The sequence below is a fragment of the Bacillus sp. SJZ110 genome (assembly GCF_006715455.1).
Classification (GTDB): Bacteria; Bacillota; Bacilli; order Bacillales; family Bacillaceae; genus Bacillus; species Bacillus subtilis.
Map to the genome: position 1 here is coordinate 637,396 of NZ_VFNF01000002.1, position 12,151 is coordinate 649,546.

Genomic DNA, 12,151 nt, shown 5'->3' on the forward strand with positions numbered 1-12,151 from the left:
TCTAACATGAAGCTTGGAAACAATTGATGCGATAACCCTGTCCAACAAAACAGGGTTATCGTTATGTTATAGAGAAACTTAGACTGGGGGAAAAGAAATGCGAATTGCAATAAGCGGAGGCGGTACAGGGGGACATATTTATCCTGCGCTTGCTTTTATTAAAGAAGTGCAAAGACGTCATCCTAATGTGGAATTTTTATATATCGGAACAGAAAACGGGCTGGAGAAAAAAATTGTTGAGCGGGAGAATATACCGTTTCGTTCAATTGAAATTACAGGATTTAAAAGAAAATTGTCATTTGAAAATGTCAAGACTGTGATGCGTTTTCTGAAGGGCGTCAAAAAGAGTAAATCGTATTTAGCGGAATTTAAGCCCGATGCCGTAATTGGAACGGGCGGTTATGTATGCGGGCCGGTTGTTTATGCCGCTGCGAAAATGGGAATTCCGACTATTGTCCATGAACAAAACAGCCTGCCGGGCATCACGAATAAGTTTCTTTCAAAATATGTTAATAAAGTAGCGATTTGTTTTGAAGAAGCGAAATCACATTTTCCTAGCGAGAAAGTTGTATTTACGGGAAACCCGAGAGCCTCTGAAGTCGTCTCAATAAAGACGGGACGATCAATGGCTGAATTTGGGCTTTCTGAAGACAAAAAAACGGTCTTAATTTTCGGCGGAAGCCGAGGCGCTGCACCGATTAACCGCGCTGTCATTGACATGCAGAATGCGCTGAAAACAAGAGACTATCAAGTGCTGTATATCACCGGTGAAGTTCACTATGAAAAAGTAATGAATGAGCTGAAAAGCAAGGGTGCCGCTGATAATATGGTCACAAAGCCGTTTCTTCATCAAATGCCTGAGTATTTAAAGGCCATTGATGTCATTGTGGCCAGAGCCGGTGCGACAACGATTGCCGAAATTACTGCTCTCGGAATCCCAAGTGTTCTGATCCCGAGTCCATATGTGACAGCGAATCACCAGGAGGTCAATGCGAGGTCTCTTGGCCAGCATGATGCGGCGATTGTACTGAAAGAAACAGAGCTCAGCGGGGAGAAGCTGATTGAAGCGCTAGACCGGATTGTACTGAATGAGCAAACGTTAAAGGAAATGAGCGAACGAACAAAGTCACTCGGTGTTCCTGACGCGGCTGCCCGTTTATACAGCGTACTCGAGGAATTAAAAAAATAGTAGAAAAGCAAATGGAATGCGGAGGTTTACGATGGAGAAAGTGATACAGGAATTAAAAGAACGCGAAGTCGGCAAGGTTCTTGCAAATGAACCGCTCGCGAATCATACAACGATGAAAATCGGCGGACCTGCGGATGTATTGGTCATTCCAAGCAGTGTAGATGCTGTTAAAGACATCATGGACGTGATTAAAAAATATGATGTGAAGTGGACAGTCATCGGCCGCGGATCAAATCTTCTTGTTTTAGATGAAGGAATTAGAGGCGTAGTGATCAAGCTGGGTGCGGGTCTTGACCATTTGGAGCTTGAAGGGGAGCAAGTAACAGTCGGAGGCGGTTATTCAGTGGTCCGCCTTGCTACATCATTGAGCAAAAAAGGCCTGTCCGGTTTGGAATTTGCTGCCGGCATTCCAGGATCAGTCGGCGGAGCGGTTTATATGAATGCCGGCGCTCACGGTTCTGATATGAGCGAGATCCTCGTCAAAGCGCATATTTTGTTTGAAGACGGAACGATTGAGTGGCTGACAAATGAGCAGATGGATTTCAGCTACAGGACATCTGTACTGCAAAAGAAACGCCCGGGCGTTTGCCTTGAAGCTGTTTTGCAGCTGGAGCAGAAGGATAAGGAATCAATCGTTCAGCAAATGCAAAGCAATAAAGACTATAGAAAAAATACACAGCCGTATTCAAGCCCTTGTGCGGGAAGCATATTCAGAAATCCGCTTCCCAATCATGCCGGGAACCTTGTAGAAAAAGCAGGCTTGAAAGGATATCAAATCGGCGGTGCAAAGATATCGGAGATGCACGGAAACTTCATCGTCAATGCGGGGGGAGCATCAGCAAAAGATGTGCTTGATCTCATTGACCATGTGAAAAAGACAATCCGTGAAAAATACGAGATTGATATGCACACAGAGGTTGAAATCATCGGCGGAAATCGCTGATTCAAGTTCTGACTGAAGCTGTTCATATGATATACTGTAAGCAAACGACAAACGGCATCATAGTATGCCGTTTGTTTTGGAATAGACAGACTTTTAACAGCTGTTTCATTTGAATGAGGTGAACAGGCAATGAACCCGGGTCATGACCGAGAAAAAATCGTTAACATTGAAGAGCGGATCCCTAAAATTAAAGAGCAGAGGAAACAAAAGGCAAACCGCCGTCTCATTTCATTTATTATGCTCTTTTTTATTATGGTGCTGATCATTGTGTACCTGCAAACACCAATCAGTAAAGTATCAACAATCTCTGTTACAGGGAATGAAAATGTATCAAAAAAGGAAATTATCGACCTTTCCGATATTAACAGCGGAGATACTGAGTTTTGGAGTTTGGACAAGCAAAAAACAGAAAAGAAGATTCAGCAAAATAAATTAGTGAAAAAAGCGGAGATCAGCAAATCGCTTCCTAATAAAATCAACATTGCAATCGAAGAATATAAAGCGATTGCTTATTTAGAAAAAGACGATGTGTACTATGAAGTGCTTGAAAACGGCTCAGTTCTGCCAAACGAAGTAACGCCGGATGATGCCGGACCGATTTTAGTGAATTGGACAAACGCGAAGAAGCGGTCTCAAATGGCCAAGCAGCTCGATGCGTTGTCAAATTCGTTAAAACAGTCGATTTCAGAGATTTATTATACGCCTGTAAAAATGGATGAAAACCGTATTAAGTTGTACATGAACGACGGTTATGTTGTCACTGCATCTATTAAAACGTTTGCAGACCGAATGAAGACGTATCCTTCTATCATTTCTCAGCTAAGCAGCAATAAAAAAGGAATCATTCATTTAGAAGTTGCCACCTATTTTGAAGAGTTTGGGAAAAACGATAAAGCTGCTAAAAAGGAAGATGAAAATTGAGGGGCAAATCAGCAGTCCTTCTTTCCTTGATTATGCTTATCGCAGGCTTTTTGATTTCATTTTCTTTTCAAATGACAAAAGAAAACAACAAAAGCGCGGCTGAGACGGAAGAGTGGAAAAAAGAATATGCGCTGAGAGATGAACTTCTGAAACAAGAGAAAGAAAATAAGAAGCTTGAAAAAGAATTATATCAAAAGCAAAACAAAGTCCGCCAGGCGGAAAATAAGCTGAAGAAAGAGAAGTCGGAATACTATAATGTCCTCGAAGATACAGAAAAATACAGGATGTATATTGGGGAAGTCGGTGTGCAGGGAGAAGGCGTTGAGGTGACATTGGAAGATGCGTCATACATACCGGAAGGGGAGAATGTGAATAGTTACATCGTTCACGAAAGCCATATCTTCCAAGTAGTAAACGAACTGTATATCTCAGGAGCGGCAGCTGTCGCCGTTAATGGACAGCGTTTGACGCATGATTCGTATATCAAATGCAATGGTCCTGTGGTAACGGTAGACGGGGTGCAGCATCCCGCTCCGTTTACGGTATCCGCTATTGGAGATCCAGATGTCCTGCTGCCCTCGTTAAATATCGCAGGAGGCCTAATTGATCAGCTGTCAATGGATCATATTTCTGTGTCGGCAGAAAAAGAGAAAAACGTACAAATGAAACCGATTCTGAAAACGAAGGAATGACTGAAAAAGCGGGTGAAATAGATTGAAAATAAAGCGTTCCTTCATAAGCATCAGTGTGCTTATGGTCATCTTCGGCCTGATGATATCTGTTCAGTTTAATTCGTTAAAGCACCCCAAAGTCCGGGATACAAGAGATATGTGGGATATTAGGGAAGAGCTGACATCAGAGCAGAAGAAGCAGGAAAAGCTGCTGGCTGAAATAAACAAATATGACAAACTGCTGAATAGCTATTCGCAAACGAAAGAAATGACAAAAGAAACCGCGCTAAATAATACCTTGCAATCCTTAAAAAAAACAGCCGGCATGACCGATATAACAGGTAGCGGAATTGTCATTACGATTTCCCCGCTTTTTTCTGAAAGCTTAACAGGAGAGCCGGTCGAAAATCCGCCTCCGGATTTGCTGAAAAAGCTGATTAATGAACTCAACTCCTACGGTGCAGAGCATATCTCGATTAACGAGCGAAGAGTTGTGAATCATACAGTCATCAGAGATATAAACGGCACTACAAAAATAGACGGATACGCCCTTGACGATTATCCTTTAACAGTAAAAGTGCTTGCCAAAGATCCGGACATGTTACACAGCAGAGTGAAGGGGTCAGGCCTTGAGGATCTTTTTGCATCTGAAAATTTAGCATTAAAAGCCGGTAAATCTGAAAGCAAACTAACATTAAAAGCATATGACAGACCACTGGACGTACAACAGCTGAAACTGCTTAAAGACTGAAAAGGAGGAGAATTGTCATGTGGCTGCCCGTGTTGGGACTGGTGCTCGGAATAGCGATTGGACTAATGACAAACTTAACGATACCGAGTGAATACTCAAACTATTTATCGCTTGCGGTGCTTGCCGCACTTGATACATTAATCGGCGGAATCAGGGCGCATTTACAAGGTACATATGATGAAATGGTATTTGTTTCCGGTTTCTTTTTTAATATTATATTGGCAATAAGTTTAGCTTTTCTGGGAGTCCATCTTGGTGTAGACTTGTATTTAGCAGGTATATTCGCATTTGGAGTCAGATTATTTCAGAATATAGCCGTTATCAGAAGAAATCTACTAACAAAGTGGACTCTTTCTAAAAAAAATAAAAAAAATGTGATATAAAAGAGGATATACATAGGATATAACGAATATTTTCAATAAACATAAAATGTGAAAAGCACATAAAAATATTCTGTTGTTATTTTTTGTTACACACTTGTAAAGCCACATTCATTGTATTGTTGTTCCGCAAATAATAGAATAGAAATGATCGAAATGTGAGGAGGTGCCATAGAATGAACAACAATGAACTTTACGTCAGTCTTGACATCGGTACGTCCAATACAAAAGTGATCGTCGGAGAAATGACAGATGATTCCCTTAATATTATCGGTGTGGGAAATGTACCGTCTGAAGGGTTGAAAAAAGGCTCAATCGTTGATATAGATGAGACCGTTCATTCTATAAGAAAAGCGTTTGACCAAGCTGAAAGAATGGTAGGTTTTCCGCTTAGAAAAGCTATTGTCGGCGTTAATGGAAATTATATCAATATTCAAGATACAAACGGTGTTGTAGCAGTTTCCAGTGAAAATAAAGAAATTCAGGTTGAAGATGTACGCCGTGTCATGGAGGCGGCACAGGTTGTTTCCGTACCGCATGAACAGCTGATTGTTGACGTCATTCCTAAACAGTTTATCGTAGATGGAAGAGATGAAATCACCGACCCGAAAAAAATGCTGGGTGTGCGTTTAGAAGTAGAGGGCACCTTGATCACCGGTTCAAAAACAATCTTACATAACTTACTCCGCTGCGTTGAAAGAGCTGGTATTGAAATAACTGATATTTGCCTTCAGCCGCTGGCAGCCGGTTCTGCTGCATTATCAAAGGACGAGAAAAACCTTGGTGTGGCTCTCATTGATATAGGGGGAGGGTCAACAACCATTGCCGTATTCCAGAACGGACATCTCACTTCTACCCGTGTCATTCCTCTCGGAGGCGAAAATATCACCAAAGATATCTCCATCGGATTGAGAACGTCAACAGAAGAAGCAGAACGCGTGAAAAAGCAATTTGGACATGCCTACTATGACGAAGCCTCGGAAGATGAAATATTTGAGGTAACCGTTATAGGCACCAATCAAAAACAAACATTTACACAGCAAGAAGCAGCGAATATCATTGAAGCGAGAGTAGAGGAAATTCTTGAAATTGTTTCAGAAGAGCTTCGCAGTATGGGAATTACCGATCTGCCGGGAGGCTTCGTGCTGACAGGAGGACAAGCAGCTATGCCGGGTGTCATGTCTTTGGCACAGGATGTGCTGCAAAACAATGTCAGAGTGGCAAGCCCGAATTATATCGGTGTAAGAGATCCTCAATATATGACGGGAGTGGGCCTGATCCAATTCGCCTGCCGGAATGCAAGAATCCAAGGCAGAAAAATAGGCTTTAAGATGCCTGAAGAAGCGATACAGGAAATCGCAGTCTCATCATCTGAGGAACAAGAGCAGCATCATCACCAAAATGAGGTGCAGCAGCGGCCAAAAGGAAAACAAAAAACACAAGCCGAACATAATAAACAGAGCAAAATGAAAAAACTATTAAGCATGTTTTGGGAATAGATAGATAGTCATTCGGCAGATTAGGAGGATTTAGCATGTTGGAGTTCGAAACAAACATAGACGGCTTAGCATCAATTAAAGTAATCGGAGTAGGAGGCGGCGGTAACAACGCCGTTAACCGAATGATTGAAAATGAAGTGCAAGGAGTAGAGTATATCGCGGTAAACACGGACGCTCAAGCTCTTAACCTGTCAAAAGCAGAAGTGAAAATGCAAATCGGCGCAAAGCTGACTAGAGGATTGGGAGCAGGTGCGAATCCGGAAGTCGGGAAAAAAGCCGCTGAAGAAAGCAAAGAGCAGATTGAAGAAGCACTTAAAGGTGCTGACATGGTATTCGTGACAGCTGGTATGGGCGGCGGAACAGGAACAGGTGCCGCACCGGTTATCGCACAAATTGCGAAAGACTTAGGCGCATTAACAGTCGGCGTTGTGACAAGACCGTTTACCTTCGAAGGACGCAAAAGACAGCTTCAGGCTGCAGGCGGAATCTCGGCAATGAAAGAAGCGGTGGATACACTGATCGTGATCCCGAACGACCGTATCCTTGAAATTGTTGATAAAAACACACCGATGCTTGAAGCATTCCGTGAAGCGGATAACGTACTTCGCCAAGGGGTTCAAGGTATTTCTGACTTGATTGCTACACCTGGTCTTATCAACCTTGACTTTGCTGATGTGAAAACAATCATGTCAAACAAAGGATCTGCTTTGATGGGTATCGGTATTGCTACTGGGGAAAATCGCGCGGCAGAGGCAGCAAAAAAAGCAATTTCCAGCCCGCTTCTTGAAGCGGCCATTGACGGTGCGCAAGGCGTCCTCATGAACATCACTGGAGGAACAAACCTCAGCCTATATGAGGTTCAGGAAGCAGCAGACATTGTCGCTTCGGCGTCTGATCAAGACGTAAACATGATTTTCGGTTCTGTTATTAATGAAAATCTAAAAGATGAGATTGTGGTGACAGTGATTGCAACCGGCTTTATCGAACAAGAGAAGGACGTGACGAAGCCTCAGCGTCCAAGCTTAAATCAAAGCATCAAAACACACAATCAAAGTGTTCCGAAGCGTGAGCCAAAACGTGAGGAACCTCAGCAGCAGAACACAGTAAGCCGTCATACTTCACAGCCGGCTGATGATACGCTTGACATCCCGACATTCTTAAGAAACCGTAATAAACGCGGCTAATGTAAAGGACAAAATCGTTTTCGATTTTGTCCTTTTTTGTTTTTCTCTTCACACTTTCCTTCTTATAAAGTCTTTTTCCCTATTGCTTCCTTCGCTTAGTAACAAAACAGATAATTAGACCCATTTATTTTTGTGACATTTTTATCATTTTCATATATATGGAAATTGAATGACATGAAACGACAATATCTGTAATTCAGATTGTCTACAGTTAATATACAGCGATGTTCTGACAAACCATTCATTATTAAAAGGAGGGACGACACTTTTTTTAAAAAGCATGTTGAAAAAGGGGGATGAAAATGAAGAAAAAAACGAAAAACAGACTCATCAGCTCTGTTTTAAGTACAGTTGTCATCAGTTCACTGCTGTTTCCGGGAGCAGCCGGGGCAAGCAGTAAAGTCACCTCACCTTCTGTTAAAAAGGAGCTTCAATCTGCGGAATCCATTCAAAACAAGATTTCGAGTTCATTAAAGAAAAGCTTTAAAAAGAAAGAAAAAACGACTTTTCTGATTAAATTTAAAGATCAGGCTAACACAGAAAAAGCGGCAAAAGCGGCTGTTAAAAAAGCGAAATCGAAGAAGCTGTCTGCCGCTAAGACGGAATATCAAAAGCGTTCTGCTGTTGTGTCATCTTTAAAAGTCACAGCCGATGAATCCCAGCAAGATGTCCTAAAATACTTGAACACCCAGAAAGATAAAGGAAATGCAGACCAAATTCATTCTTATTATGTGGTGAACGGGATTGCTGTTCATGCCTCAAAAGAGGTTATGGAAAAAGTGGCGCAGTTTCCCGAAGTGGAGAAGGTGCTTCCTAATGAGAAACGGCAGCTTTTTAAGTCATCCTCACCATTTAATATGAAAAAAGCACAGAAAGCTATTAAAGCAACTGACGGTGTGGAATGGAATGTAGACCAAATCGATGCTCCAAAAGCTTGGGCACTTGGATACGATGGAACTGGCACGGTTGTTGCGTCCATTGATACCGGGGTGGAATGGAATCATCCGGCATTAAAAGAGAAATATCGCGGATATAATCCGGAAAATCCTAATGAGCCTGAAAATGAAATGAACTGGTATGATGCCGTAGCAGGCGAGGCAAGCCCTTATGATGATTTGGCTCATGGAACCCATGTGACAGGCACGATGGTGGGCTCTGAACCGGATGGGACAAATCAAATCGGTGTAGCGCCTGGCGCAAAATGGATTGCTGTTAAAGCGTTCTCTGAAGATGGCGGCACTGATGCTGACATTTTGGAAGCTGGTGAATGGGTTTTAGCACCAAAGGACGCGGAAGGAAATCCCCACCCGGAAATGGCTCCTGATGTTGTCAATAACTCATGGGGAGGGGGCTCTGGACTTGATGAATGGTACAGAGACATGGTCAATGCCTGGCGTGCGGCCGATATTTTCCCTGAGTTTTCAGCGGGGAATACGGATCTCTTTATTCCCGGCGGGCCTGGTTCTATCGCAAATCCGGCAAACTATCCAGAATCGTTTGCAACTGGAGCGACTGATATCAATAAAAAGCTCGCTGACTTTTCTCTTCAAGGGCCATCTCCATATGATGAAATAAAGCCGGAAATATCTGCACCGGGCGTTAATATTCGTTCATCCGTTCCCGGTCAGACATATGAGGATGGTTGGGACGGCACATCAATGGCAGGGCCGCATGTATCCGCTGTTGCTGCACTGCTGAAACAGGCGAATGCCTCACTTTCTGTTGATGAGATGGAGGATATATTAACCAGCACGGCTGAACCGCTCACGGATTCAACATTTCCTGATTCACCGAATAACGGATATGGCCATGGTCTGGTGAATGCTTTTGATGCTGTATCCGCTGTTACAGATGGATTAGGGAAAGCGGAAGGACAAGTTTCTGTAGAGGGGGATGACCAAGAGCCTCCTGTCTATCAGCATGAGAAAGTAACTGAAGCTTATGAAGGTGGCAGCCTGCCACTGACTTTGACAGCTGAAGACAATGTGAGTGTGACATCTGTAAAGCTGTCCTACAAGCTTGATCAAGGTGAATGGACAGAAATAACGGCGAAACGAATCAGCGGTGATCATCTAAAAGGAACGTATCAGGCAGAGATCCCAGATATAAAAGGAACTAAACTAAGCTATAAGTGGATGATTCACGATTTTGGCGGTCATGTCGTTTCGTCTGACGTATACGATGTAACAGTGAAACCAAGCATCACGGTGGGATATAAACAGGACTTTGAAACTGCACCCGGCGGCTGGGTTGCGAGCGGAACAAATAATAACTGGGAATGGGGAGTTCCGTCAACTGGCCCAAATACAGCAGCATCCGGAGAAAAAGTATATGGAACGAATTTGACAGGAAATTATGCCAACTCAGCAAACATGAACCTTGTTATGCCTCCTATTAAAGCACCTGATTCAGGAAGTCTGTTCCTTCAATTTAAAAGCTGGCACAATTTAGAGGATGATTTTGATTACGGCTACGTTTTTGTTCTTCCGGAAGGTGAAAAGAATTGGGAGCAGGCTGGTGTCTATAACGGAAAGACATCAAGCTGGACGGAGGAAGAAATTGATTTATCGGCTTATAAAGGCCAAAACATTCAAGTGATGTTTAACCTTCAATCTGATGAAAGCATTGCAAAAGAGGGCTGGTATATTGATGATGTAGTGCTTTCTGACAAATCAGCCGGAAAAACAGTCAAAAAGAATAAGCTGGGCGTCGAAAAGCAGTCTGGAAAGCAAAAGAAAAAGCCAGTAAATCCGAAAAAGGCTAAGCCATCTGCAAACACAGCGGTAAAACATCAGAACAAGGCTATACAGCCTCAAGTTTTGCCGCTCAGGGCACAAGTCAGTGTAGTGGAAACAGGAAAATCAACATATTCAGATCAATCCACAGGGCAGTACACGCTGAAGCACAAAGCGGGAGACTATACGCTTATGGCAGAAGCATATGGTTATCAGTCGAAAACACAAAAAGTATCTTTAAAGACGGATCAGACGACACAAGCTAATTTTACGTTAGAAGAGATGAAGAAGGGCACATTAAAAGGCACGGTCATCAATAAAACGACAGGAGAGCCGGTAAAAGGCGCTTCCGTTTATGTTGTAGAGGATGCTGCGGTGGAACCGGCTATGACAAACGACAAAGGTGAATATACGCTGGAGGCCTATGAAGGCGCTTATACGATTAAAGTCGCTGCACCGGGTTATTACAGTGATGAATTTTCCGTTGAGTTAAAAGGTGATGTAACAAAAGAAACTGCATTGAAGCCTTTCGTTGGTTATCCGGGTGAAATTGCATATGATGACGGAACGGCGGAGAATGCCAATTCCTATTTTGCTGCCGGGAACGGATGGGCGGTAAAAATGACGCTCGCTGACGGCAAGGACAAAGGCATGCTTACAGGAGGGCTGTTCAGATTCTGGGATACAGAGTTCCCTGATCCCGGCGGCACAGAGTTTAAGGTTGAGGTATACGATGCTACAGGAAAAGACGGAGCACCGGGCAAAAAAATTGCCGGGCCATTTAACGCTGAAGCTCTTCGCAATGGCGAGTGGACTAAGGTAGATCTCAGTTCAAAAGGGATTATGGTCGATAGAGACTTTTATCTCGTATATATCCAGTCAAAACCTGATCCGTATTCACCTGGACTGGCAATGGATGAAACCGGCAAGAATTCCGGCCGCAACTGGCAGTATATAGGTGGACAATGGCAGCCAGGTGACAAAGCGGACGGCAACTATATGATTCGCGCATTAGTTGATTATGAAGCTGCTGTACCTGAGATTACTTCACCGACAGACAAGTCATACACAAATAAGGAGAACGTCACTGTAAAAGGAAAAGCTTCTCCTAGTACAACGGTACACATTTATAATGATGAGAAAGAAGCAGGAGAAACAAAAACTGCCGCGGACGGCACGTTCCAGACAGGCATCACACTCAACAAGGGTGATAATGAGCTGACGGCAACTGCATCAACTGACAACGGAACAACAGATGCCTCCAGTCCAATCACGGTCACGCTTGATCAAGAAAAGCCTGAGTTAACGCTGGACACTCCAAAGGATGGCGGGAAAACAAATAAAGAAACGCTGACTGTCAAAGGGGCAGTATCCGATGACAATTTGAAAGACGTCAAGGTGAATGGCAAAAAAGCAACAATAACTGATGGTTCATACTCAGCCCGGATTCTTTTGGAGAATGGAAGCAATGAAATCAAGGTGATTGCTACAGACTTAGCAGGCAACAAAACGACGAAAAAGGCTGTCATTGATGTCAATTTTGACAAGCCTGTCATTTCCGGCTTAATTCCGGGAGAGGATAAAAACTTAAAAGCCGGTGAATCTGTGAAAATCGCTTTCTCAAGCGCTGAGGATTTAGATGCAACGTTTATCATTCGTATGCCGCTGACCAATGCAAGAGCGAGTGTGCAAAATGCCACCGAACTCCCGTTAAGAGAAATCTCTCCGGGGAGATATGAAGGCTATTGGACAGCCACTTCTTCTATTAAAGCAAAAGGAGCAAAAGTAGAAGTGATCGTCCGAGATGATTATGGAAATGAAACAAGAAAAACTGCGAATGGAAAACTTAATATCAACACAGAAAATTAAGTGGGAAAA

General features: G+C 43.1%; 9 protein-coding genes. All 9 read left to right on the plus strand.

Annotation, left to right across the window (positions count from 1 at the left end; translation table 11 throughout):
- Positions 1 to 97: 97 nt before the first annotated feature.
- The 9 genes from murG (at position 98) to FB592_RS08965 (ending at position 12,142) form a co-directional block, all read left to right on the plus strand.
- On the plus strand, positions 98 to 1,189 hold the full coding sequence (murG, locus tag FB592_RS08925; protein ID WP_021479337.1) for an undecaprenyldiphospho-muramoylpentapeptide beta-N-acetylglucosaminyltransferase: 1,092 nt from the start codon (positions 98 to 100) through the stop codon (positions 1,187 to 1,189).
- Positions 1,190 to 1,220: 31 nt separating this feature from the next.
- Complete coding sequence (gene murB / locus FB592_RS08930) at positions 1,221 to 2,132, plus strand: UDP-N-acetylmuramate dehydrogenase (protein WP_003232182.1); 912 nt, start codon at positions 1,221 to 1,223, stop codon at positions 2,130 to 2,132.
- 129 nt (positions 2,133 to 2,261) lie between these two features.
- Positions 2,262 to 3,053, plus strand: a complete 792-nt coding sequence (divIB, locus tag FB592_RS08935; RefSeq protein WP_021479335.1) for a cell division protein DivIB — start codon at positions 2,262 to 2,264, stop codon at positions 3,051 to 3,053.
- Positions 3,050 to 3,745 carry a DUF881 domain-containing protein gene (locus FB592_RS08940; protein ID WP_015483203.1) on the plus strand — a complete coding sequence of 232 codons (696 nt, stop codon included), beginning with the start codon at positions 3,050 to 3,052 and terminating at the stop codon, positions 3,743 to 3,745. Before divIB ends, FB592_RS08940 begins: the two co-directional genes overlap by 4 nt.
- A gap of 22 nt (positions 3,746 to 3,767) precedes the next feature.
- Entirely contained in the window at positions 3,768 to 4,475 is a 708-nt protein-coding gene (locus FB592_RS08945; protein ID WP_032725658.1) for a DUF881 domain-containing protein, read from the plus strand.
- A gap of 17 nt (positions 4,476 to 4,492) precedes the next feature.
- On the plus strand, positions 4,493 to 4,858 hold the full coding sequence (locus FB592_RS08950; RefSeq protein WP_003238683.1) for a small basic family protein: 366 nt from the start codon (positions 4,493 to 4,495) through the stop codon (positions 4,856 to 4,858).
- Positions 4,859 to 5,031: 173 nt separating this feature from the next.
- Positions 5,032 to 6,354, plus strand: a complete 1,323-nt coding sequence (gene ftsA, locus FB592_RS08955; protein WP_003232169.1) for a cell division protein FtsA — start codon at positions 5,032 to 5,034, stop codon at positions 6,352 to 6,354.
- Positions 6,355 to 6,389: 35 nt separating this feature from the next.
- Complete coding sequence (gene ftsZ, locus FB592_RS08960) at positions 6,390 to 7,538, plus strand: cell division protein FtsZ (protein WP_003232167.1); 1,149 nt, start codon at positions 6,390 to 6,392, stop codon at positions 7,536 to 7,538.
- Between the two features lie 302 nt (positions 7,539 to 7,840).
- Positions 7,841 to 12,142 carry a bacillopeptidase F gene (locus FB592_RS08965; RefSeq protein WP_141949444.1) on the plus strand — a complete coding sequence of 1,434 codons (4,302 nt, stop codon included), beginning with the start codon at positions 7,841 to 7,843 and terminating at the stop codon, positions 12,140 to 12,142.
- Positions 12,143 to 12,151 lie beyond the last annotated feature (9 nt).

What these genes read in the sequence shown, in the direction of transcription:
- murG (WP_021479337.1), top strand. Translation starts at nt 98, where the DNA reads ATGCGAATTGCAATAAGCGGAGGCGGTACAGGGGGACATATTTATCCT.
- murB (WP_003232182.1), top strand. Translation starts at nt 1,221, where the DNA reads ATGGAGAAAGTGATACAGGAATTAAAAGAACGCGAAGTCGGCAAGGTT.
- divIB (WP_021479335.1), top strand. Translation starts at nt 2,262, where the DNA reads ATGAACCCGGGTCATGACCGAGAAAAAATCGTTAACATTGAAGAGCGG.
- FB592_RS08950 (WP_003238683.1), top strand. Translation starts at nt 4,493, where the DNA reads ATGTGGCTGCCCGTGTTGGGACTGGTGCTCGGAATAGCGATTGGACTA.
- ftsA (WP_003232169.1), top strand. Translation starts at nt 5,032, where the DNA reads ATGAACAACAATGAACTTTACGTCAGTCTTGACATCGGTACGTCCAAT.
- ftsZ (WP_003232167.1), top strand. Translation starts at nt 6,390, where the DNA reads ATGTTGGAGTTCGAAACAAACATAGACGGCTTAGCATCAATTAAAGTA.
- FB592_RS08965 (WP_141949444.1), top strand. Translation starts at nt 7,841, where the DNA reads ATGAAGAAAAAAACGAAAAACAGACTCATCAGCTCTGTTTTAAGTACA.